This window comes from Microbacterium dauci (assembly GCF_030065535.1).
Taxonomy (GTDB): domain Bacteria; phylum Actinomycetota; class Actinomycetes; order Actinomycetales; family Microbacteriaceae; genus Microbacterium; species Microbacterium dauci.
This window is the reverse complement of the sequence record NZ_JASJND010000006.1, coordinates 17,443-39,371: the sequence shown is the minus strand read 5'-3', so window position 1 is coordinate 39,371 and position 21,929 is coordinate 17,443. Positions and strand designations below refer to the sequence as shown.

General features: G+C 69.0%; 22 protein-coding genes. 1 reads left to right on the top strand and 21 read right to left on the bottom strand.

Going from position 1 to position 21,929, the window contains the following annotated elements; genetic code table 11:
- Nucleotides 1-34 precede the first annotated feature (34 nt).
- From QNI14_RS08890 to QNI14_RS08790, 21 genes are all read right to left on the bottom strand, one after another.
- The gene (locus QNI14_RS08890; RefSeq protein WP_283716216.1) at nt 35-829 is read right to left on the bottom strand and encodes a polyphosphate polymerase domain-containing protein; all 795 of its coding nucleotides are present in this window, start codon (nt 827-829) and stop codon (nt 35-37) included.
- On the bottom strand, nt 826-1,422 hold the full coding sequence (locus QNI14_RS08885; protein WP_283716215.1) for a DUF4956 domain-containing protein: 597 nt from the start codon (nt 1,420-1,422) through the stop codon (nt 826-828). Before QNI14_RS08885 ends, QNI14_RS08890 begins: the two co-directional genes overlap by 4 nt.
- A gap of 131 nt (nt 1,423-1,553) precedes the next feature.
- Complete coding sequence (locus tag QNI14_RS08880; protein ID WP_283716214.1) at nt 1,554-1,844, bottom strand: hypothetical protein; 291 nt, start codon at nt 1,842-1,844, stop codon at nt 1,554-1,556.
- Between the two features lie 357 nt (nt 1,845-2,201).
- Complete coding sequence (locus QNI14_RS08875) at nt 2,202-3,068, bottom strand: GTP-binding protein LepA (protein ID WP_283716213.1); 867 nt, start codon at nt 3,066-3,068, stop codon at nt 2,202-2,204.
- A 78-nt stretch (nt 3,069-3,146) separates the two neighbouring features.
- Nucleotides 3,147-3,914: a lytic transglycosylase domain-containing protein gene (locus tag QNI14_RS08870; protein WP_283716211.1), complete on the bottom strand. Its 768-nt coding sequence runs from the start codon at nt 3,912-3,914 to the stop codon at nt 3,147-3,149.
- A gap of 133 nt (nt 3,915-4,047) precedes the next feature.
- Entirely contained in the window at nt 4,048-5,034 is a 987-nt protein-coding gene (locus QNI14_RS08865) for a Gfo/Idh/MocA family protein (RefSeq protein WP_283716210.1), read from the bottom strand.
- Nucleotides 5,031-5,417: a DUF1304 domain-containing protein gene (locus tag QNI14_RS08860; RefSeq protein ID WP_283716209.1), complete on the bottom strand. Its 387-nt coding sequence runs from the start codon at nt 5,415-5,417 to the stop codon at nt 5,031-5,033. The genes QNI14_RS08865 and QNI14_RS08860 overlap by 4 nt, the downstream gene beginning before the upstream one ends.
- A 37-nt stretch (nt 5,418-5,454) precedes the next feature.
- Nucleotides 5,455-5,892, bottom strand: coding sequence for a hypothetical protein (locus QNI14_RS08855; RefSeq protein ID WP_283716208.1), 438 nt, complete (start codon nt 5,890-5,892; stop codon nt 5,455-5,457).
- Nucleotides 5,893-6,033: 141 nt separating this feature from the next.
- A complete protein-coding gene (locus QNI14_RS08850; RefSeq protein ID WP_283716206.1) occupies nt 6,034-6,204 on the bottom strand; it encodes a hypothetical protein in 171 nt (56 codons plus the stop codon).
- Nucleotides 6,205-6,762: 558 nt separating this feature from the next.
- Nucleotides 6,763-7,725 carry a glycoside hydrolase family protein gene (locus tag QNI14_RS08845; protein WP_283716203.1) on the bottom strand — a complete coding sequence of 321 codons (963 nt, stop codon included), beginning with the start codon at nt 7,723-7,725 and terminating at the stop codon, nt 6,763-6,765.
- A gap of 3 nt (nt 7,726-7,728) precedes the next feature.
- On the bottom strand, nt 7,729-8,676 hold the full coding sequence (locus QNI14_RS08840; protein ID WP_283716201.1) for a carbohydrate kinase family protein: 948 nt from the start codon (nt 8,674-8,676) through the stop codon (nt 7,729-7,731).
- A complete protein-coding gene (locus QNI14_RS08835; RefSeq protein WP_283716200.1) occupies nt 8,673-9,629 on the bottom strand; it encodes a carbohydrate ABC transporter permease in 957 nt (318 codons plus the stop codon). The genes QNI14_RS08840 and QNI14_RS08835 overlap by 4 nt, the downstream gene beginning before the upstream one ends.
- Before the next feature lies 1 nt (nt 9,630).
- Nucleotides 9,631-10,572 (bottom strand): carbohydrate ABC transporter permease, encoded by a 942-nt coding sequence (locus QNI14_RS08830; RefSeq protein ID WP_283716198.1) that lies wholly within the window; start codon nt 10,570-10,572, stop codon nt 9,631-9,633.
- Between the two features lie 53 nt (nt 10,573-10,625).
- Nucleotides 10,626-11,918 carry a sugar ABC transporter substrate-binding protein gene (locus QNI14_RS08825; protein ID WP_283716197.1) on the bottom strand — a complete coding sequence of 431 codons (1,293 nt, stop codon included), beginning with the start codon at nt 11,916-11,918 and terminating at the stop codon, nt 10,626-10,628.
- Between the two features lie 37 nt (nt 11,919-11,955).
- A complete protein-coding gene (locus QNI14_RS08820; protein WP_283716195.1) occupies nt 11,956-13,047 on the bottom strand; it encodes a LacI family DNA-binding transcriptional regulator in 1,092 nt (363 codons plus the stop codon).
- Between the two features lie 693 nt (nt 13,048-13,740).
- Nucleotides 13,741-14,379 carry an SIS domain-containing protein gene (locus QNI14_RS08815; protein WP_283716194.1) on the bottom strand — a complete coding sequence of 213 codons (639 nt, stop codon included), beginning with the start codon at nt 14,377-14,379 and terminating at the stop codon, nt 13,741-13,743.
- Nucleotides 14,380-14,427: 48 nt separating this feature from the next.
- Complete coding sequence (locus tag QNI14_RS08810) at nt 14,428-15,531, bottom strand: ABC transporter permease (protein WP_283716193.1); 1,104 nt, start codon at nt 15,529-15,531, stop codon at nt 14,428-14,430.
- The gene (locus QNI14_RS08805) at nt 15,528-16,553 is read right to left on the bottom strand and encodes an ABC transporter permease (protein ID WP_283716192.1); all 1,026 of its coding nucleotides are present in this window, start codon (nt 16,551-16,553) and stop codon (nt 15,528-15,530) included. Before QNI14_RS08805 ends, QNI14_RS08810 begins: the two co-directional genes overlap by 4 nt.
- Nucleotides 16,550-18,046, bottom strand: a complete 1,497-nt coding sequence (locus tag QNI14_RS08800) for a sugar ABC transporter ATP-binding protein (RefSeq protein WP_283716190.1) — start codon at nt 18,044-18,046, stop codon at nt 16,550-16,552. Before QNI14_RS08800 ends, QNI14_RS08805 begins: the two co-directional genes overlap by 4 nt.
- Before the next feature lie 28 nt (nt 18,047-18,074).
- A complete protein-coding gene (locus tag QNI14_RS08795) occupies nt 18,075-19,097 on the bottom strand; it encodes a substrate-binding domain-containing protein (protein WP_283716189.1) in 1,023 nt (340 codons plus the stop codon).
- Between the two features lie 18 nt (nt 19,098-19,115).
- Complete coding sequence (locus tag QNI14_RS08790; RefSeq protein ID WP_283716188.1) at nt 19,116-20,849, bottom strand: ribulokinase; 1,734 nt, start codon at nt 20,847-20,849, stop codon at nt 19,116-19,118.
- Nucleotides 20,850-20,964: 115 nt separating this feature from the next.
- Here QNI14_RS08790 and QNI14_RS08785 point away from each other — a divergent pair, with 115 nt between their 5' ends.
- Nucleotides 20,965-21,918: a sugar-binding transcriptional regulator gene (locus QNI14_RS08785; RefSeq protein ID WP_283716187.1), complete on the top strand. Its 954-nt coding sequence runs from the start codon at nt 20,965-20,967 to the stop codon at nt 21,916-21,918.
- Nucleotides 21,919-21,929: the final 11 nt, after the last annotated feature.

Here is a 21,929-nt window from a genome sequence, read left to right as displayed (position 1 = left end):
ACGCCTGCCAGGACGAACGGGACGGTGGACAGGATCAAACGGTGGCGGCGCATGGCAGCTCCTCGGGTCGGGCCGTGTCGGCGAACGGGCCGCGCAAGAGGCGCGACCAGCGATTGCGGGGAAGGTCGGGGCGAAGGGCAGCGAGGCCGGTCGCGTACTTGCTGACGGTCGCCGGGCGGTAACCTGACCGCCACAGCAGCCGGTCGATGTCGGACGCCCGTGCACCGGACTTCGTCTCGACGATCGCGAGGCGCGGGAGCGCGAAGCCGTCCCCCTCAGGGGTCAGCCACGTGAGCTCAGCGTCGATGGTGGCTCTCGCGACCGCGTCGGGGGCGAGCACGGTGGTACGGCGGTACCGCGTGACGAGGGTCGCATCGAGTGCGTCGACACGTGACGGGGCGACCCCGATCGAGCCGAACGCCTCGGCTACTTCGTCGCGCGCCCGGGCTGTGAGTCGGTCGCGGTCGGCACTGGGATACGCCGACCGCTCCTTGACCGTGCTCCCGCGAGCGCCGCGGGTCTTGATCTCGAGATACGCGGAACCCACATCGAGGTACGCGCGGGTGCGCAGCTTGAAGCGTCGCCGGCGAGGTTGGGCGGCCATGTGGAAGCTGAGGAGATCGGGGGTGTCGAAGTAGAACGACTCGTACGCGAAGTCGCGAACGCCATCGATCTCAAGCACGCGAGTGGCGGCATCCAGCCCACCGATCAGTACGTCGAGTTCGGCACGCGGCACGACGTACTTCCGGTCGACGCGCGTCAGCAGGGATGCCTCCGAGACGAGCTCGTCGAGCCCGACCGAATCGAAATGCGAAAGGACCGAGGTCATCGCGACGCCCCAGCGAGCTGTCGCTTCGGCGCCTGCGCCCGGGGCCGCGGTGCGCGGAACCGGACGTCGACGAGCGTGGTGTCGTTGACGAGGTCGAGTTCTTGCACGACGAGCGCGGTCACCTCGCCGCCAAGACGCGCGGCGAGCTCTGCCCGCAGCTCGTCCTCACTGCCGATGGCGCGATCGAGTCTGATGATCTGCTGCCGACTGCGCGACAGCAGGGCCGGGTGGTCGGCTACCCACATCACACCGAGCACAAGCGCGATGAGCCCGACAACCGGCCACGGATCGGTGGTGGGCAGACCGGAAACGAGGCCGATCGCGAGGGCTGCGAAGTAGTACGCAACCTCGCGCTGTGAGATCTCGGACGAACGCAGGCGGATAATCGACAGCACGCCGAAGAGACCAAGCCCCAGTCCCATGGCCACCTCTGCGGTACCGAGCACCGACGCGACTGCCATGACGCCTACGTTGACACCCAGGAACGCGACGACGAGGTCGCGGCGGTGGTGGCGTCGGTAGTACAGGCCGACGGTGAGGATCGTCGCCGCGACGAGGTCGACGGAGAGAAGGATCAGGGTCGTGACGGTCATGCGTGGCTCCTGCTCGAATGTGCGTTGGAGCCATCCGACCGCGCGACCCTATGCGGCTTCTATGACATGATTCGGCGTGCCATCAGGAGTGTTCCTGCAGTTGCTGGGAACGTCAGGAGCTGCCGCTGCGCTCAGATCGGGGCGAGCGGTGGCCGGTGCGCGATCGGGCGTGGCTTCACTCGCCGAGGCGCGCACTCCGCGAGGTGCCGAGCGGCACCCGACAGCAGGGCGTCGACGGAACCGAACAGAGCCGACCCGGCGCCTCCTCGCACCCACGTCGCTTCGTATCGCCCGTCCGAGCGTCGCTCGACGTAGGCGAGGACGACCTCGGCGTCGGCTTCGGCGACCGCACTGTCGCAGAGCCGCCAGCAGTCGCGGCCGAGTGGTTGGAGTCGGAATCGAGGGGCAGGATCATCCGGCATCGTGGAACCTCCAGGTGGTGCATCGCCGTCATCGGCGCGGGTCGCGGAGCGCGACGCCCGGCAACTCTCCCCCGCCGAAGCCGCGCCGCGGAGGGGCTTGACTTCACGGGCACCGAGTGCGTGTTCACCGCGAGCGCGCGGCATCCGTTCGGGAGGCGTATCAGAGCGACGGAGCTCGCGTCAATCCCCGGCGGAAAGGTGCCGTGGAGCCCTAGATTTGAGCACGCAAGGTACGTAGGCGGAACGGTCGAGTCGAGCGGTGTTCGGGTCACCCATCCACTCCCAACGCTTATGTCGGGCCCCGGCGATCGGGCTTATCGCCGGGGCCCCTCCTTTGCCCCGGGAGACCCCGCAGGATCAGGCCGCGAAGCCACGCTCGCGGTAGAGGTCGATGCTTTCGCGGAGCGCCGCCAGCACGTACGGCGGATACGCCATCCCCTGCCGGTGCGCCCAGAGCAGTTGCGCCTCGATGCGGCCGACCTCGCGCGCGTACCGCTCGAGGTCGGTGTCGAACCCGAGCGTCTCGACGACTGCGCCCATCTGCGCGCGATACCGGTCCTGCCCGTTGGTACCAACCAGGTTGTAACTGCGCTGTCGCAGCACGCGCGTGAGGTGGAGCTGCCACGGTCTGAGCGCACCGCTCTGCACGAGCTCGGTCGCGCTCATCCGGTAGAACGCGAAGTGCCCCGGCTCTTGCCGGCGGATCGGGGCGATGATCGTCTCCGCGATCGCCGCCTCGCCGAGCTCGGTCATCCCTCCGTGGATGACGTTGTACGCGAGCACGGCCTGCCGTTCGGTGCTGGCGCCGGTCAGGTAATAGATGAGGCGCACGACGTCTTGGATCGCGGGGATGTGCGCGAGCGCGCCGAGGAGCTTGATCTTCACCGCGACGTCGAGTTCGGGTTCGGCCGCCGGCCTCCCGATGTCCTGCTGCAGGCGGTCGAGGATGAGCCCGTGCTGGATCTCCTGCGGCTGCCACACATCGGCGTAGAAGGCCCGATCCACCTCGTGGACATCGGGGAGGAGCACGAGAAGCTCCAATACATTCCGATCCACATCGAGCTCCACCCGCGCGAGGTAGTCGATGACGTGGCCGAAGCGCCGTGCGACGACCTCGGGTGCGCGCACCTCGCGATCGACCGAGTCGAGTTCGATCGGCGGATACTCGTCGCCGAGCCGGCGCACGTGCTCGGCGATCCGCTCCTGGGTGATCCGCTCCGCCATGTCGGACATCCTGCCGGTCCGGACGACGCGGCGCGAGCGCTTCCCTCAGACCGCAATCCACCCGTCGCACTGCTCGATTCACTCGCGCTCGGCGAGGCGTGCGTACTCCGTGGCAGTCTCGGCGACGTCGTCGACGTACCTGGTCAGCGGGTTGTAACTGAAGATCGCATCACGCCACGACTCGGCTTCGGTCATCGGTCCGGACGCACAGAGGTACCGCGCGGCCGCGAGCGCCGCATCGTCGATGTGGTTCGGGTCGCGTCGCTCGTCGCCGTTTCCGTCTGCGCCCCAGCGACGCCAGGTCTCGGGGATGAACTGCATCGGCCCCACTGCCCGATCCCATTCGGTGTCGCCATCCCATTCGCCGCCGTCGGTGTCGCCGATCTCGGCGAACCCGTCTCCGTCGAGCGCTGGGCCGACGATGCGGGGCGTGACCCACCCGTCCGCCTCGAGCGTCGCCCCGCCGTAGGAGCCGTGTCGCGACTCGACACTGCCGATGCCGGCGAGGGTATTCCACACGATGCCGCACTCCGGTTGTTCGTCGGAGAGAGCGAGGTCGGCCGCAGCGTAGGCACGCAGCGCACGTGCCGGGATTCCGGTGTCGGCGGACACCCGCTCCACCCATGCGTCGTCCGCGTGCCCGTCGTCGGCACTCTCGATCGCGGGATCGACGGGGAGCCCGGGCACGGCGATCGGGCGCGGCTCGTCGGGCGCCCCCTCTGAGATCGCCCCCGCCAAGGGGACGGCGACCGCAACGACGACGGCGAGGGAGGCGGCGGCCGCAACCGCGACGACGACCGCGGCACCTGTCGATCGACGCGTCCGGCGACGAGACCGCTTGGCCATCCTGTGCCGCCCTTCCCACGCGCTCGATGCGCCACGCTACTCGACGCGGCCGGACGTCAGCCGTGCGAACGCACCCGTCGTGGACGACGGCCACCCCTCGTGGGTCCGGCGCGTGATCGCGAGGATCGGCCGGTCAGCCGAGCGTGATGCCCGCCGACTCGAGCGCGCGGGTCGCGACGTCGAGGACGGTCGCGCTGTGATCGAGCCGGCGGTCGCGCTCAGCGAGATCGAGCGACTCGATCATCGCGACGAACGCACGGAACTCCTCGACCATCCGATGCGGATGGACGGTGAGGTCGACGACTTCCGACGTGCCGTCCCGCAGCTCGATCCGAACCTCGGGGACGACGTTCGGCGCCCCGTCGACGATGATGACGCCACCCGTCCCCTGCAGCTTCGTGCGCGACGGTCCGGGTGAGTCCTTCGCAGCGACACACACCGCCTGCGCACTGCCGTAGCCGAGGGTGACCACACCCGACGTGTCGACGCCGCGCTCGAGCGTGGGTCGGTAGTCGACCGTGTCGGGTGCGCCGATCAGGCCCACGACGAGATGCAGCGTGTAGATACCGAGATCCATCAGTGCCCCACCACCCATCGACGGGTCGAACGCGGGCAGGACCTGTCCGCTCCGGAATGCGTCGTAGCGCGACGAGTACTGCGAGTACTCGCACTGGACGAGCCGCAGCTCGCCAATACGCGAGAGGTTCTCCTCGATCCAGCGGACGTTCGACAGGTACTGGTTGCTGATCGCCTCGACGAGGATGAGCTCGCGCTCCGCCGCCAGGGACCGCAGTTCGGCGAGCTCGTCGCTCCGGAGGACGAACGGCTTCTCGCAGATGACGTGCTTGCCGGCCAGCAGGGCCCGCCGCGAGTACTCGAAGTGCAGCGAGTTCGGCAGGGCGATCCACACCGTGTCGACGTCGGGGTCGGCGAGGCACGCGCCATAGTCGACGTGCACGCGGTCGATGCCGTGCTCGGCGGCGATCTGCTCGAGCTGCTCGCGACGCGCAGGGCGGCCGACGATCGCAGCGAGGTGCATGCCCTCGACGGCGCTTGCGGCAGGCAGGAAGTCGGCGACGATCTGCCCGTGACCGACGATCGCCAGACGGATGCCGCTCACGCGGCGAGCCCGATGGCGAGGGCCACGGTCGCAAGCAGCGGCAACACGCCCTGCACCGCCGCGGCCCGCGCCTTCGTCCCGTCGGAGAGGACGAGCACGAGCGCCGCGGCGACCATCGACCCGGTGCCGACGAAGACGAGCGTGGCGCCGACGGTGGCGGCATCCGCTGCCATCGCAACGATCCCGATGAAGATCGCGATCGCGAGGAACAGGTTGTAGAAGCCCTGGTTGAACGCGAGCGGCTTCGTGATCTCGGCAGTCCGGGCGTCGAGCCCGAACGTGCGGCGAGCGCGCGGACCCGTCCAGATCAGGGACTCGAGGACGAAGATGTAAACGTGGAGTGCAGCGGCGAGGCCGGCCAGCACGAGCCCGACGAGGATCATCCCTTCATCATCCCAGCAGCGAGCGGATGCCGCGGCGTCAGTCGCCCTCCGCCTCGACGGCCGGCGTCCACCCGGAGAACAGGCCGTCACTCTCCACCACGGCCCAGTCACCGCAGACCATGACCTCGTCGATCGCGTAGACATCGGGGCCGGAGTCGATGACCATCGTGGGCGCCGAGCGGCGCTCAGTCGTGACGCAACCGCGTACGCCTTCATCGCTGCGGAAGACGATCGACGCGGTGTCTGCCGTCCTCGTCGAGGAGACGACCTCGATCTCGGTCGCGTCGTCGGGGAGCCATGCGGCAGCGATATCCCGGTCATCGGCGAGCTCGGCGGCGGTCGAGTACGTCGTCGCCGCCTTCCCGTGGACGACATCGTCGACGACCGCGCATCCAGAGACGATGAGGACGATGGCGGCCATGCCGAGGAACGAGAAACCGGTGGGGACGGGGCGGGGAACGCGGTGCTGTGTCATGCCATCGACGCTATTTCCGGGCATCCGCAAGATCGTCACTCGAGCGGATGATCAATGTCGCTCTCGCGGATGATTCCGGCCGACAGCGGTGGTCGCGGGAGCGTCGCTCCGACGGCCCGCGTCGGCGTCAGGGTGCGGTGCTCAGGCGTTCTCGCGCGGCGGCCAGACGACAAGCAGGAATGCCGAGATCGGCCCGAGGAGGAGCGTGAGGAGAAACCAATACCAGGGGCTGCGATGACGAGTGCGCGCGTATCCGCCCGCAAGGATCGCGATCGACACCCACATCGCGGTGATCACGAGCGACTGATCCATACCGGTTCCCCTTCCTGCCTTCAGTATGTCCCCGAAACGGCGAAAGGCCCCCGATGAAACGGGGGCCTTTGTGGCGGAGACGGCGGGATTTGAAATCGCGCCGACGGCAACCGAAACGGGCTGAAGCCGCATGATTCCGCGGGTTCTGACGTCGCGGACGTGCTCCTCGATCAGGTGAGCCGGGTTCGATTCGTGGCAGAAACATGGCGGGTGTTCGGCGCGAAATCAGGTGGCTGCACCCGCTCTTCAGTCATGCGAACTGGAGGCTACGCGGACGCGGCTTCGACCATCATCTCGACGGCTTCGACCATGTCGTACCGGTCCCCCAACGTGTCCAGGATCTCCTCGACGGTAAGCACTGCACCGTAGCGGCCGGAACGACTCGCGATCTCCTGCACCGCGGCGAGCGCGTGCCTTGGGTTGAGTACAACGGTGTTCGAGCGCGAGCGACGCGGCGACGGCTGCTGCTGCCGACGCCCCGCCCACCCGAGCCCACCGGCGGGCTCGGGTGTCGGAGTGGTGGGGAGATGACGTCATCGGCGTCTCCTTTCATTGAGGTCAGGCGGAGACTGTCACCCCTGCGGCGGTCAGGCGGCCACCCACCCACGAGACGGGCATCGGGTCGGTCACACCGCCGACGAAGCGGCCGTCGGCATCTTGGTGGCGGAATGCGAACAGCAGCCACTGGCCGTCGTCGCGACGCTGCAGCAGACGCCCGACGTAGAGCGTCTCGTCGGTGAGCGAGTAGGCGTCGTCGAGGTGGAACGGCCCGGTGAGGCTGTCCGCGGGCACCGCCCAGGTGCCGCCGCGGGCATCGCTGCGGGATGCCGTGGCGTGATCACCCAGGCACGAGAACAGCAACACGGGTGTGCCGTCGACGACCTCGACCTGCATCACTTCGAGCTGCCCGAACCCGGTCTCGCTCGGCGTCGACAGCGGCGGCTGCAGGGTCCATTCCCGCAGGTTCGGCGAGGTCGCATGCCCGATGACGCCCCGCCCTGCGGGGTCACCGTGCGGGGCGCGGGCGGTGATGTACATGTGCCAGCCGTCGCCGTTCGGGTCGGCGAAGACCCACGGGTCGCGGAACGCCTCGTCGTGCCAGGCGTCGTCGGCGAGGGTCTCGTACCACGGGCCCGATGCTTCGAGCACGGCACCGGGGTGCTTCGTCCACACCTCGAGGTCGGGTGAGGTCGCATACCCGATGCGCTGCACGTTCTTGCCGCCCTCGGCGAGCGTCGACCCCGTGTAGAACATGAACCAGGTGCCGTCGGGGTGGCGCACGGTCGAGCCGGTCCACGTGGCGAGGTCGTCGAACGCGGGGGCATCGCTGCGCACGAGTGCGTCGGGCACCTGCGTCCACGTCTCGAGGTCGGTCGAGACGGCGTGACCGATCGACGCGCGGTAGTGGCGCGCATCGGGGTCCTGCAGCGCGCGCGAGGCGTACAGGTAGAAGAGGTGGTAGCGCTCGCCGTCGTCGGCGAACCAGTAGTCCCAGACCCAGGAACCGGGAAGATCGAACACGCATCAGCCTTTCGTGGTGTGGGCGAGGCCCACGGAGTTGAGGAAGTTGAGTTCGGCGGCGACCGGCGGGTCGGCACCGGGCCGCGACACGGTGATCGCGGCTGCTTCGGCGCACGCGAGCAGCACATGCTCGAGCACGCCGGGCGTGAGCGCCGCGATCGCGGCCCTCCTGTCTTCGGCACCCGATGTCGCCGCGAGCAGCGCGGCGACGAGGGTGCCCATGAACGTGTCGCCTGCGCCGACGGTGTCGACGACGGTGGTGTCGGCCGCCACGACACGGTGGCGTCCGTCCGTCCGATAGGCGGTGGCGCCGCCCGAGCCTGCCGTGACCACCACCAGCGTCGGCCCGCTCGCCAGCCATTCCCGTGCGACGTCGTCGATGTCGCGGTCGGGGTGCAACCACCGCACGTCCTCATCGCTGGCCTTCACGATGTCGGCCGCGGCGACCAGGCGCTGCACGCGATGACGCACGTCGGCGGGGTCGTCGACGAGTGCGGGGCGGATGTTCGGGTCGTAGCTGAGGAGGGTCCCCGGCATCCGGTGCTCGGCCAGTTCGACGACCAGATCCGCACCCGGCGTCAGCAGCGCAGCGACCGAGCCGACGTGCAGCACGTCGGCCGGCGCGAGCGCCGCGTCGACGGGCTCGCCGTCGATGTCGAACGTGTACTCGGCAGCTCCCGCCTCATCGAGCCGGGCGGTCGCCGTCGAGGTGCGCGGTGCAGCAGCGGCTTCGATCCGCACCCCCGAGTCGGAGAGCCACCGCCGCACCGCGCGTCCATCGGGGTCGTCGCCGAGGCGCGTGTGCAGCGCCACGTCGAGCCCCAGTCTGCCGAGGGTCAGGGCGACGTTCGCAGGACTGCCACCAGGGGCGCGATCGACGCTCCCGTCGATGCGGTGCACCACGTCGACGAGCGCTTCGCCGACGACGGCCACGCGCGCAGGCGGCGTCATCCCTTCACCCCGCTCGCGGCGATCGAGCTGACGAACGCCCGCTGGAAGATCAAGAACACGATGAGCACGGGCAGCGTGATCAGCGACGTGTACGCCATGACCTCGCCCCACGCGGTGTTGAGCTGGAAGAAGTACTGCATGCCGACCATGACCGGCCGCAGCTCCTCCTTCTGCACCACCATGAGCGGCCACAGGTACTGGTTCCACGCGGGCAGGAACGTGAGGATCGCGACCGTCGCGAACGCGGGACCCGACAGCGGCACCAGGATGCGACGGTAGATCGTGAACCAGCTCGCCCCGTCGATGCGCGCCGCCTCGTCGAGCGAGGTCGGGATCGTCGAGAAGTACTGCGCGAACAGGAAGATCGAGAACGCGTTCGCGACGAACGGCACGATCTGCACCTCGTAGGTGTTGAGCCAGCCGAAGTCGTACTTGAGCAGTCCGCCCTCCATCACGAGGGTGGGCAGCTGGGCGACCCAGTAGACCATCGGCACCGCGATCGTCTCGAAGGGCACGATGAGCGTCGCGATCACCATCGCCATGACGACGGCGCGACCCTTCCACCGCAGACGCGACAGTGCGAAGCCGGCCATCGAGTTGACGATGAGCCCGAGTCCCACGGTGAGCACCGTGATGAAGATCGAGTTGAACAGGAACTGCGCCACCGGTACCCGGTCGAAGACCCCGAAGTAGTTGTCGAGGCTGATGTCACCTGCCGGCACGAACGCCATCGGCGAGTCGACGTCCTGCAGGATCTGCGCGTCGGGCTTGAGGCTCGAGACGAACATGAACACGAGCGGGAACATGAAGATGATCCCGAACACGCTCATCGCGATGTAGGTGAAGATGCGGCCCCGCAGTCGCACACGGTGCTCGCTGGCGGGCGTCGCCGCGCGGCGCTGGCCGCTGCCGCGCGTAGTGACGGCACGGGTCGAGGTCGTATCGATGGCCATGTCAGTCCCTCTCTCGCGTCAGCCAGCGCTGGATGAGCGCGATGATCAGCACGGCGACGAAGAAGATCAGCGAGATCGCCGCCGCGTAGCCGATCTCCTGCTGCTCGTAGCCCTTGCGCACGGCGTGGAAGACGATCGTGGAGGTCGAGTTGACGGGACCGCCCTGCGTCATGACATCGACCTGCACGAACAGGCCGAGGGCCGCGATCGTGATGGTCACCAGGACGAACACCATCGTCGGGCGCAGGCCCGGCCAGGTGACGTTCGTGAACTGGCGCCACGGGCTCGCGCCGTCCATCTTGGCCGCCTCGTAGAGCTCTTCGGGAATGGTCTGCAGGCCCGAGAGCCAGATGATCATGTGGAACCCGACGGCCTGCCAGATCGACAGCACGATGATGGCGCCGAGGGCCGCGTCGGGGTTGTTGAGCCAATCGACGCCCGCCCACGCTCCGAAGGTGAGCGTGTCGATCATCGAGTTGATGAGGCCGTCCTTCTGGTACATGAACTTCCAGAGGATCGACACCACGACGATCGAGGTGACGACGGGGATGAAGAAGACGACGCGGAAGAACGTCGTCCCCCGCATCCGCCGGTTCACGAGTACGGCCAGCAGCAGGCCGAGGCCCGCCTGCACCGGCACGACGACCAGGGCGAAGACGAAGGTGTTCCACGCCGACTGCAAGAAGACGGGGTCGGTCGTGAAGACCCGGATGAAGTTGTCGAAGCCGACGAACCGCGGCGGGTTCGGCGAGATCAGTCGCGCGTTGGTGAACGAGAGTGTGAAGGCGAGGATCACCGGTATCACGAGGAAGAGCAGCAGCAGGAGCGCCGCGGGGGCGATCATGCCGAGGCCGGCCCAGGTCTCGCGTCCGCGTGCGCTGCGGATGCGGCGGGTCGCGCGCCGAGGCGTCTCGGCCGCGACCGTCGGGGGTGTGACAGTCATGGGAGTGCTTCCGTAGGGACCGGTGGGGGCGAGCGCCCCCACCGGTCAGGCGATCACTGGAATCCGTACCCGTCGTTCGACGCGATGTTGGCGTCGATCTCGGAGACGGCGCGGTCGAGGGTCTCTTGCACGTCGGCGCCGTTCATGATGTCTTTCGCAGCGGTCTCGAACGTGGTCGAGATGACCGCGTAGGCGGGCGTCTCGGGACGCAGCACGGCATACTGCTGCGAGAACTCGACGAAGTCGCGCAGGGCGCCGTCTTCACCGAAGTACTCGGATGCCGCGGCTGCCGACTCGGTGGCCGGGATCACGATCTGCTTGTCGGCGAAGGCGGTGATGTACTCGTCCTGGAAGCTGAACTCCAGGTACGCGCGTGCACCGTCTGCCTGCTCGCAGCTGGACGAGATGCCCCACTGCCACGAGCCGCCGCCGATCTTGGGGCCATTGCCGAGGTCGGGCGCCGGCAGGATGAGCAGGTCGTCGCCGACCTCCTCGAGCGCCGTCAGCGCGTTCCACACGCCGGTGTAGCTGAGCGCCACCTGGTCGTCGATGAACTCCTGGTTGCCGATCGTGCCGCTCGCGTTCGCGTAACCGTCGGCGAACAGCCCCTGGAACCACTCGCCCCACGCGACGGCATCCGCGCCGTTGAGCGCGCCGCCTGCGGAGAGCATCGTGTCGCGGTCGATGAGGTCGCCGCCGAAGCTCTGCAGGAACGGCGAGTACGCGTACGGCCACCACTCGCCGGTGTCTTCGGCGCCGATGTCGATGGGCGTCTCGTAGCCGGCATCCTTCAGCGTCGACAGGACGTCGGCGAACTCGTCTGCCGTCCAGGGCTCGTCGACCGTGGGAATTCGGATGCCGTTCTCATCGAGCACCGACTGGCGAGCGAAGATGCCGAGTGCGGCGTCCCAGTAGCCGGCCGAGTAGATCTCGTCGTCCCAGACACCCAACGCGGTGGGCAGCAGCGAGTCGGTGAGCTCGGTGGGCAGCTCGAGCGGCTGCAGGTAGCCCGCCCAGGCCCAGTTGGGCATGATCGGACCGTCGAGGTCGAGCAGGCAGGGCAGGTCGTTCGAGGCTGCCGCCGCGACGATCGCGTCGTTGTACGCGCCCTGCGGGAACGACTCGTGCACGACCTCGTACTCGTCCTGCGACGCGTTGAAGTCGGAGATGATCTGCTCGTAGACCTCGAGCTCGGCCTCGTTTCCGGCCGAGTGGGTCCACATGGTGAGCTGGGTGCGACCGTCCTCAGTGGTGGTGTCGCCCTGACCGGCCTGTCCGCAGCCGGCCAGTGCCAGAACGCTCACGAGCCCCGCTGCCGCGGCGACCCGCACGGGAGTGCGCTTCATTGTGCTTTCCTTTTCTTGTGATCGACGCCCGCGTCGATCACCGATCGGTGGTCGCGGTTCGCGACCGTTCGGTTGTGTGTGAAGCCCGTCGCCGGTTCTGTTTGCCGACGTGCGCCGGCGGCGGGCCCACGGAGTCTCGTCGCACGACGGGACACTCCATGTGGTGCACGGCATCCTTTTCACCCTCCGCGCGGATGCCGAGCGCGGCCTCCATCGCCCAGCGACCCATCTCGTAGTGGGGCAGGGCGACGGTGGTGAGGGGTGGGTCCTGTTCGGCCGCGACGAACTGCTGGTCGTCGAAGCCGACGACCGAGAGGTCGCGGGGGATGTCGAGGCCGCGGGCGTGCGCCGCGCGGTAGACGCCGGTCGCCATCCGGTCGTTGAAGCAGAAGAACGCTGTGGGGCGGATCGCTTCGGGCAGGTCGAGCAGCCTCTCGGCCGCGATGCGACCACCCTGGGGCGAGGTCTGCGCGGCGACGTGCCATGCGGGGTCGGGCTCGATGCCCGCCTCGGCGAGCGCCTCCAGGTAGCCCTCGTGACGCAGGCTCGCGGCGATCGGCGCATCTTCGTTGGTGTCGATGTATGCGATGCACCGGTGCCCGGCTTCGGTGAGCGCACGCACCGCCGCACGACCGCCTTCGCGGTCGGCCGGCACGACGGATCGGTAGCCGCCGGCCGCGGGGCGGCAGTCGAGGAAGACGGCGTCGTCGGGAAGGCCGGCCGGGGTCGAGAGCACGCGATGCCACATCGCGGCGTAGATCATGGCGTCGACCCGCTGCGCGCCGAGGGCACGGATCGCGTCGCGCTCGATGTCGACGTCACCGCCGGTGTCGACGAGAAACAGCAGGTGCGAGTGCTCGCGGGCGACGTCCTGCGCACCGGCGAGCATGCGTCCGGCGAACGGCGTCGTCGCGATCTGGTCGGAGATGAGCCCGACGGTGCGGGTGCGCTGCGTGCGCAGGCTGCGGGCGACGGAGCTGGGCTGGTAGCCGACCTGCTCCGCGGCGGAACGCACCCGCTCACGCGTGGCTTCGGGGATACGCGATTCGACGTCGTTCATGACGAGCGAGACGGTCGATACCGACACGCCCGCCGCCGCTGCGACGTCGGAAATGCGAACCCTGCCCACTCCTGCTCCTCGTTGAGTCGATGGTGGCGATATCCCGCTAGAGGAATCTGCTAAATCGATTGACCAATCGGTCAGGGTGATTATGCACACGCCGCCCCACTGCCGTCAAGTCCAGCTAGACGCATTCAGTGGCCGGATGCTAAGTCGTCCACCCATTGATCACGTTCACCGACTTCGCGCCGCCCCTCCCCTGCCACTTGGCTGACGGAAATTGCGGGCTCTTCAGCTCGTCAGCTCGTGCGGGATCCGCTGCCGCCAGCAACCCAATCCTGCGTAGCGCCTCGGGATGAACGAGCGCCCATTCCGACCGAGCGGAGTCCGGCGACGCGGTCACGGAGAGTTGGGCACGCATTCTCCGCGGCGTGATTCACCGCCACTACGGTCGCTCGCATCTTCGGCGCGTTCGCGACCGAGCCCGCCGTGCCGCTCAAGCGATGGCGCGCAAGCACACAAGGAGACGGAGGGATTCGCGCTCTCGGTCCCGCGCCGAAGCGGCCGAAGCGGCAAGTCGAACGACCGCGCGGCGAGCAGAAAGCTACGTGTGATCGCACATGATCGCCAGAATGCTCAACACCAACCCCGTTAGGAACGTGGCAGAAATGGCAGATTTCGTGGCAGGTGGTGACAAAAAAAGCTTCTGATCAGGGCCTTTTAGAGCGGAGACGGAGGGATTTGAACCCTGGCCGCAGCCGCTCAGCGCGTCGGCAGCTTCTGCTCCGCCGTCTCCAGCAGCTCGGCGGCGTACTTGCCGACCGCGCCGCCCGGGTGCGAGTGCAGCACCGACTCCCAGCCGTAGCCCCGCTCCTTCATCAGCGCGATCGCGAGGGCATCCCCCCACGCGGCCGTGGCGAGCGTGCTGCCCATGGCGATCACGCCGCCCGGGTCGGCGGCCGAGCTGTCGACGAGCACCGCGAGGTCGACCTGCTCGGCGAGGGGCGACGACAGGTTCGCCGTGAGCGCCATCGAGCGGGCGCCGCGGTCGGTGGCGAGCTGCACGAACTGGCTCAGCTCGGCCGACTCGCCGCCCTTCGAGATCGCGATCACGAGGTCGCCCGTGGTCACCGCGCCGACCGTGCCGTGCAGTCCGTCGGCGGCGATGAGGAAGAACGACGGCGTGCCGCACACCGAGAGCAGGTGCGCCATGCGCCGCGCGACCGCGCCCGAGGTGCCGGAGCCGATCACCACGACCTTCCCGGTGACGGACTTCACGAGGTCGACCGCCGCGTCGAAGGAGGCATCGAGCTGCCGGGCGACGACGGCGATGGCCTCGGCCTCGGCGGCGATGAGCTCGCGGGCCAACTCGGTGCGCGCACTCAACGGATCTGTGGACATGACGGGGGTCTCCTAGTACTAGAGGGAAATCGAGGGGGGATCAGATGGTCAGGGCAGGGGCGCGAGGTCGCCGTCCTTGGCGGGGCGCGACACGAGGCCCCGCAGCCACCGCTGCAGCCGGCTGCGGCGCAGCTCGAGGATGAGCACCAGCACGAGGATGAGCCCCTGCACGATCTGGTAGAAGTACGGGCTGATCTGCAGGATGTTGAAGCCGCTCGAGATCATCTGCAGCACCACGGCGCCCACCGCGACACCCACGATCGGGCTGCGACCCCCGGTGGGGTTCGTGCCGCCCAGGACCGCGATCGTGATGGCGAGCAGCAGGTACGACGAGCCGTAATCGGCGGTCGCGCTCGCGGAACGGGCCGACATCATGAGCCCGGCGACACCCGCGATGAGGCCCGACAGCGCGTAGGTCTGCAGCAGCACGCGACTGCGTCGGATGCCGCTGTAGTCGGCCGCCTCGGGGCTCGCGCCCACGAGGATGACGCGGAGCCCGAGCCCGGTGCGGTTCATCACGAACCAGAGCAGCCCGACGATGAGCACGAAGATCCAGAAGCTCACCGGCACGATGGCGACCGTCGCGGTGCCGAGCGCGAGGAACTCCTCGGGCAGTCCGTACACCGGCTCGCCGCGGGTGACGATGAGCGCGATGCCCGTGAAGAGCGTCATCGTGGCCAGCGTGGCGAGGATGGGCGCGATGCGCAGCTTCGCCACGAGGAAGCCGTTGAACAGGCCGCACAGCACCCCGACCGCCAGCCCGATCAGCACGCCGAGCAGCACGGCGAGGCCGGCAGGGGTCCCCGCGGCGACGAGCCCGATGCTCACCGTGGCGCTGATCAGCGCCGAGAGGTTGGCGGTGGCCACGATCGACAGGTCGATGCCGCCGCTTGACATGGTGATGCACACCGCGAGCGCGAGCAGGGCGATCTCCGGCACGGCGTAGCCGATCGACTGCAGGTTGAGCGCCGAGGGGTAGATGCGCGGGCTGAGCAGCGTGAACACGACGAGCACCACCACCGCGAGGCCGAGCAGTCCGCCGGTCTGCCCCGAGGCCGCCGTGAAGGTGCCGACGCGGGAGGAGAAGGAGGGACGGATAGCGTCGTCGGTCGACGTGGGGGTCGACGACGGCGTCTTGGTGGTCATGGTCATGCGATCGCTCCCTCGAGGATCATCGAGCGCTTGTTGCGGATGCGGCGGCTCTGCGCCTGGATGGCGACACCGACGAGGATGACGAGACCCACCACTCCCTCGTGCCAGAAGCCGGGCACGCCGAGCCGCACGAGCGAGTTCTGGATGAGCGCGATCAGCAGCACGCCGAGCGCAACCCCCTGCACCGAGCCGCGCCCACCCGAGTCGGAGGCGCCGCCGATGACGACCGCGGCGATGACGTCGAGCTCGGTGCCGACGAGCTCGAAGGGCGAGGCGTGTCCCGAGACCGTGACGTGCGTCATGCCGGCGAAGCCGGAGATGGCGCCCGCCGCCACGTAGATGGTGGTCTGCACCCGGCCGACTCGGATGCCCGCCCGCTTCGCCGACTCCGGCGAGCCGCCGATGGCGTACACCGAGCGCCCGAACATCGTCTTCTTCAGCACGAAGGCGAGCACGAGGCAGAGCACGACCACCGGGATGACGAGCACGTTCACGGGTGATGAGTCGAGTGTGATCAGGTTGGTGGCCCCGACACCCGCGAGGCTCGCGGGCAGCGTCGAGATGTAGAGCGAGCCGACGAGCGCCAGCAGGGCGCCGCGGATGATGCCCTGCGTGCCGAGGGTCGCGATGAGCGTCGGCAACCGGAACCCGGCGACGAGCACAGCGTTGAGGATGCCCAGCAGCGCCCCGATCACGATGGCGCCGAGGAACGGCAGCACGGGGTTGTCGAGACCGATCGACTGCATGAGCACCACGGTCGAGTAGCCCGAGAAGATGGCGATCGCCGTGAACGACACGTCGATGCCGCCGGAGACGATGATGAGCAGGAGTCCCAGCGCGAGCGTCATGTTGACGATGGCGCTGCGCAGGATGTCGGAGGCCATGCCGAGGGTGAGGGCCGAGGGGTTGATCACGGCGACGAGGCCGATCAGCAGCAGGATGATGAGCAGCAGCACCCCCTCGTTGTTGCGGCCGCGGAGTCGGCCGAGCACGGCGGCGGCCGACGATGACGAGTCGCTCACGCGATGCTCCTTTCGCGCACGGAATCCACCGTGACCTGGCTGCCCGCGATCTCGTCGACCAGGCGGCCGCGGCGCACGACGAGCACGCGGTGGCAGGCGGCGACGAGTTCGGGGATGTCGTCGGAGATGACCAGCACGGCCATCCCGGTTGCGGCGTTCTGCCGCAGGATGTCGAGGATGGTCTCCTTGGAGCCGATGTCGACGCCCACGGTGGGGCCGTTCAGCACCAGCACTCGGGGCTCGGTGGCGAGCCACTTGGCGATGACCACACGCTGCTGGTTGCCGCCGGAGAGCGACGACACCGCATCCTCGGGTCGGCCGATCTTCATCGAGAGGTCGGAGACGAGCCGGCCGATCGTGCGGTCGATCACCGTGCGGCGCAGCACGCCCACCCTGTTCGAGAAGCGCGCGATGGCGGAGGCGATCATGTTGTCGCTGATCGACTGGTCGAGGAAGACGCCCTGCGTGAGGCGGTCGCTCGGCACGTAGGCGATGCCGCTCTTGAGGGCCTCGGACACCCGGCCCGGCCGCACCGGCTTGCCGTCGACCGTCACGCGGCCGGAGGTGAACGGGATGATGCCGAAGATGGAGTCGGCGATCTCACTGCGGCCGGAGCCGAGCAGTCCCGTGAGGCCCACGATCTCGCCGGCCTTCACCGAGAACGAGACGTCGGCGAAGAGCCCGGGAGCGCCGAGCCCCTCCACCTTCAGCACGTCGGCGGCGTGCGTCTTGAGGTCGGCGACGTTGCGCTCCTCGAGCGCCTGACGCCCGATCAGGGCCTCCACCAGGGAGTCGCGGTCGAACTCGGAGGCGGCGCCCTCGGCGACGACCCGGCCGTTGCGCAGCACCGTGATGTAGTCGCTGAGCGCGAAGACCTCCTCGGTCTTGTGGCTCACGAACACGATCGCCACGCCGTCGGCCTTGAGCCTCTGCACCACGCCGAAGAGCACCTCCACCTCGTTCCAGGTGAGCGCGGTCGTCGGCTCGTCCATGAAGAGCACCCGCACGTCGCTCGCGAGGGCGCGGCAGATGGCGACGAGCTGGCGCTGCGCCACCGAGAGCTCCTCGACCGGGCTGTCGACGTCGATCTCGAGACCGAGCCGGTCGATCACCGCCCGGGCGAGGCGGCGGGCCTCGGCGAGCGAGACGAGCTTCGCCTTCGCCGCCACCCGCGTGGTCATGGCGATGTTCTCGGCCACCGAGAGGTTCGGGAAGAGCGACAGATCCTGGTAGATCACCTGGATGCCGGCATTGATCGCCCCCGAGACCGTCTGTCTCTGCAGCGGGACGCCATCGATCGACACCACCCCCGCATCCGGGCTCTCGACGCCGTTGAGGATCTTGATCAGCGTCGACTTGCCCGAGCCGTTCGCCCCGGCGAGGCAGTGCACCTCGCCGGCGCGCACCTGCAGGTCGACTCCGGCGAGCGCCGCGGCGCCGCCGTAGTGCTTGCGGATGCCGGTCGCGCTGAGCACGGATGTGGGGGTCGACATCATTCTCCGATCGGGAGGGGGGTGCGGATCAGAACGGGTAGTCGGCGGCGTTCTCGGCCGTCACGTCGACCCAGGCGGTGCCGTAGAAGGTCGAGGGCGACTCCTCGCTCTGCACGAGGCTCTCGTAGCCGGAGACGCCGAGGTCGGTGCCCTCGGCGATCTCGCCGCCGTCGATGATCGTCTGGGCGGCGGTCAGCATGGCCTGGCCGGCGAGCGACGGGTCCCAGAAGGTGATCACGTCGATGTCGCCCGCCTCGAGCGCCGAACCCGCGTAGGACGGGAGCGAGGTGCCGATGACGCAGACGTCGTCGCTGCGGCCCGCCTCGGCCACGGCCTTGCCCGCGCCGACCACGTCGGTGGAGGCGGAGCCGAGGATGCCCTTGAGGTCGGGGTAGGTGGCCAGCAGCTCCTTGGTGCGCTGGTAGGCGGTGTCGGCGCTCTCGTCGGAGGAGATGGGGTCGCCGATCGAGGTGATGTCGGGGTACTCGGCGGCGGCCTGTTCGGCGGCGCCCTTCACCCAGTTGTTGTGGCTCGTCACGGTGAGGCCGCCCACGAAGTGCGCGTAGGTGCCGCTGCCGCCCATGCAGTCGGCGAGCAGGTCCATCTGGTGGGCGCCGTAGTCGAGGTCGTTGAAGGCCTCGATGTCGGCGTCGGTGTTCTTGATGCCCGCGGCCTCGTGGGTGATGACGACGATGCCGGCGTCCTGCGCGCGCTTCAGCACGGCCTCGATCGACTCCGGGGCGTTCGGCACCACGGTGATGGCGGCGGGCTGCTGCGGGATGACGTCGCTGATCACGGCGATCTGCTTCTCGGCGCTGGAGTCGTCGCCCGCGGTCTGCGTGACCTTGGCGCCGTTGGCCTTCGCCCACTCCTGGTTGCCCACCTCCATGCGGTTGAACCAGTCGCCGCCCGTGAGCTTGACGATGTTGACGAACGACTCGTTGCCGCTGCCGCCCGAGGCGGCGCCGTCGTTCGAGATGCCTGAGCCGCAGCCCGTGAGCAGTGCCGCGGTGGCGGCCAGCGCGGTGCCGGCCAGGATTGACTTCTTCATCGAATTCACTGTGTGTCCTTACTCGGTGGGTTGTTCTGTCGTCGGAGTCGTGGGGGCCGGGATGGCCTGGCCGCATGCGGTCGCGGCGTGGGCGCGGCGGCGCAGGCCGTGCATGAGGTCGGCCTGCGCGCGGCCGAAGAAGTCGTGCAGCCGCCGGTAGTCGCCGTAGGCGTCGGAGTAGGCGGCCGTGGCGGCGGGGTCGGGCTCGACCGTGCGGCCGAGGCCCGCGAGGGCCGCCGCCGCCTCCTCGAGCGTGTCGTACCCGCCGGCGGTGGAGCCCGCGGCCACCGCGGCGTGGATCGCCGCACCGAGGGCGCCGCTCTGGGTGGTGGCGGCGATGCCGATCGAACGGCCCGTCACGTCGGCGAGGATCTGCATGAGCAGGGCGTTGCGGTGCGGCAGTCCTCCGCAGGCGACGAGCTCGGTCACGGGGACGCCCGCTCCCTCGAAGGCGTCGATGATGACCTTCTGGCCGAAGGCCACCGCTTCGAGGAGCGCCCGGTAGAGATGCTCGGGCCGGGTGGCCAGGGTCATGCCCACGAAGAGGCCGCTCAGGTGCGCATCCGTCAGCACCGAGCGGTTGCCGTTCCACCAGTCGAGCGCGACGACGGGGTTCGCTCCGGCCGGGATCGCCGCCGCCAGCCGCTCGAGGTGGTCGAACACGCTAATGCCCGCCTCGCGCGCCTCGATGGCGTAGCTCTCCGGCACCTGGGTGCGCACGAACCAGCCGAACAGGTCGCCCACCCCGGCCTGGCCGGCCTCGTAGGCCCACAAGCCGGGGATCACCGCATCCCGAACCACACCCGCGATGCCCTCGACCTCGTGCTTGTCGTCCGCGAGCAGCAGGTTGCACACGCTCGTGCCCATCACGAGCACCATGCGGCCGGGGGTGGTGACGCCGCAGGCGACCATGGCCACCTGGGCGTCCATGTTGCCGATGGCCACGGCGATGCCGGCGGGCAGACCGAGGCGCTCGGCCCACTCGGGCTGCAGCTCGCCCACCTTCTCGCCCGCGAGGTGCACCTCGCTCGACAGCATGCCGAGCACGCTGCCGAAGCCGGGGTGCACCGAGTCGAGGAAGGACGGGGTCGGGTAGCCGTCGGCCTCGGCGCGGAAGGTGGCCTTGAAGCCCGCGGCCTGGGCGCTGCGGGCTTCGATGCCGGTGAGCTGCCAGGTGACCCAGTCCTGCGCCTCGATCAGCCGCTCGGTCGCGGCGAAGACGGCGGGGGCCTCCTGCAGGGTCTGCAGCGCCTTCGGCAGCAGCCACTCGGAGGAGAGGAATCCGCCGTAGTCGGCGAGGAAGGGTTCGCCGGCCGCGGAGGCGCGCTCGTTGATGAGGTTGGCCTGGGGCTGGCTCGCGTGGTGCTTCCAGAGCTTCGGCCAGGCGTGCGGCTCGGTGGCGAAGGCGGGGTCGAGGCAGAGCGGGTGGCCGGCGGCTGTGGTCGGCACGATGGTGCAGGCGGTCACATCGACCGCGATGCCCACGACCGTCTCGGGCCGCTGCCCGCTCGCGGCCAGGGCGTCGCGCACGGTGTGCTCGAGCACCTGCAGCCAGTCGGCCGGGTGCTGCAGCGCCCAGTCGGCGCCGAGGCGTGCGCCCGTGCCGGGTCCCGTGCCTGGTAGCTCGGCGTCGATCACGCCGTGCGGGTAGGGCATGACGGACTCGGCGAGCTCCACGCCGTCGGTGAGGCGCACCACCACCGCCCGTGCGGATTCGGTGCCGAAATCCACACCGATCACGTTCTCGCCCACTGCCCACTCCTGCGTCCGGTCGTCATCGACGATGAGGAACGACCACGGCCGGCGACCGTGGCAACGGGGACGACTGTAAGCAAACGAGCGCGTGGATTACAAATACACTGCTCATATGAGCGACACGGAGATCGAGGGGTCATGGGACGACGACGAGCTGGCGCTCGCCGTCGACATCGCCCGCCGCTACTACATCGAGAACAAGGGCAAGAGCGAGATCGCGAGCGAGCTCGGCCTCTCCCGCTTCAAGGTGGCCAGGGTGCTGCAGCGCAGCCTCGACGAGGGCATCGTGCAGATCTCCATCGCCTCGCCCAAGCAGAGCTACGCCGAGCTCGCGAACCGCCTGCGTGCCCGCTACGACCTCAACCAGGTGGTCATCGTCGACACGAAGTTCCTGGGGCCGGAGGGGCGGCTGCGGGAGAGCCTCGGCAAGGCGGCGGCCCAGCTGCTGCAGCGGATGGCCGGGCCCGAAGACGTGGTCGGCCTGGGCTGGGGCCGCACCATCACGGCGATGGCCAAGGCGATCACGAGCTTCCCGCCCTGCCCGATCGTGCAGCTGGGCGGAATCGTCGGCACCACCCACGACAACTCGATGGAGCCGGTGCGCGCCGTGGCCGCGGTGAGCAAGGGCGACTCCTACCCGCTCTACGCACCCCTGCTCATGCCCGACGCGGCGAGCGCCGCTGGGCTGCGGGCGCAGCCGGGCATCGCCGACACCATCGCCATGTTCGAGCGCACCACCATCGGCGTGGTGGCGGTCGGCAGCTGGGAGCCGCCCAACTCGCAGCTGCAGAAGCTCTTCACCCCCGCCGAGCAGACCTCCATGCGCGGCCGGGGCGTGCGGGCCGAGGTGTGCGGGGTGCTGCTCGACGGCGAGGGGCGGTCGATCCTGCCCGAGATCTCCAGTCGCACCATCGCCATCGGGGGCGACCAGCTGCGCACCATCCCGAACGTGATCGCCGTGGCGGGCGGGCTGTCGAAGGTGGGGGCGATCCACTCGGTGCTGGTGGGGCGGTATGCGACCTCGCTCGTGACGGATCTGGATGTGGCGCGGGTGCTGTTGCGGTAGTTGTGTGCTCG

Excerpts from the sequence above, each read along its gene's own strand:
- QNI14_RS08890 (WP_283716216.1), bottom strand. The coding sequence starts at position 829 with ATGACCTCGGTCCTTTCGCATTTCGATTCGGTCGGGCTCGACGAGCTC.
- QNI14_RS08885 (WP_283716215.1), bottom strand. The coding sequence starts at position 1,422 with ATGACCGTCACGACCCTGATCCTTCTCTCCGTCGACCTCGTCGCGGCG.
- QNI14_RS08880 (WP_283716214.1), bottom strand. The coding sequence starts at position 1,844 with ATGCCGGATGATCCTGCCCCTCGATTCCGACTCCAACCACTCGGCCGC.
- QNI14_RS08875 (WP_283716213.1), bottom strand. The coding sequence starts at position 3,068 with ATGGCGGAGCGGATCACCCAGGAGCGGATCGCCGAGCACGTGCGCCGG.
- QNI14_RS08870 (WP_283716211.1), bottom strand. The coding sequence starts at position 3,914 with ATGGCCAAGCGGTCTCGTCGCCGGACGCGTCGATCGACAGGTGCCGCG.
- QNI14_RS08860 (WP_283716209.1), bottom strand. The coding sequence starts at position 5,417 with ATGATCCTCGTCGGGCTCGTGCTGGCCGGCCTCGCCGCTGCACTCCAC.
- QNI14_RS08855 (WP_283716208.1), bottom strand. The coding sequence starts at position 5,892 with ATGACACAGCACCGCGTTCCCCGCCCCGTCCCCACCGGTTTCTCGTTC.
- QNI14_RS08850 (WP_283716206.1), bottom strand. The coding sequence starts at position 6,204 with ATGGATCAGTCGCTCGTGATCACCGCGATGTGGGTGTCGATCGCGATC.
- QNI14_RS08840 (WP_283716201.1), bottom strand. The coding sequence starts at position 8,676 with ATGACGCCGCCTGCGCGCGTGGCCGTCGTCGGCGAAGCGCTCGTCGAC.
- QNI14_RS08835 (WP_283716200.1), bottom strand. The coding sequence starts at position 9,629 with ATGGCCATCGATACGACCTCGACCCGTGCCGTCACTACGCGCGGCAGC.
- QNI14_RS08830 (WP_283716198.1), bottom strand. The coding sequence starts at position 10,572 with ATGACTGTCACACCCCCGACGGTCGCGGCCGAGACGCCTCGGCGCGCG.
- QNI14_RS08825 (WP_283716197.1), bottom strand. The coding sequence starts at position 11,918 with ATGAAGCGCACTCCCGTGCGGGTCGCCGCGGCAGCGGGGCTCGTGAGC.
- QNI14_RS08815 (WP_283716194.1), bottom strand. The coding sequence starts at position 14,379 with ATGTCCACAGATCCGTTGAGTGCGCGCACCGAGTTGGCCCGCGAGCTC.
- QNI14_RS08810 (WP_283716193.1), bottom strand. The coding sequence starts at position 15,531 with ATGACCATGACCACCAAGACGCCGTCGTCGACCCCCACGTCGACCGAC.
- QNI14_RS08800 (WP_283716190.1), bottom strand. The coding sequence starts at position 18,046 with ATGTCGACCCCCACATCCGTGCTCAGCGCGACCGGCATCCGCAAGCAC.
- QNI14_RS08795 (WP_283716189.1), bottom strand. The coding sequence starts at position 19,097 with ATGAAGAAGTCAATCCTGGCCGGCACCGCGCTGGCCGCCACCGCGGCA.
- QNI14_RS08785 (WP_283716187.1), top strand. The coding sequence starts at position 20,965 with ATGAGCGACACGGAGATCGAGGGGTCATGGGACGACGACGAGCTGGCG.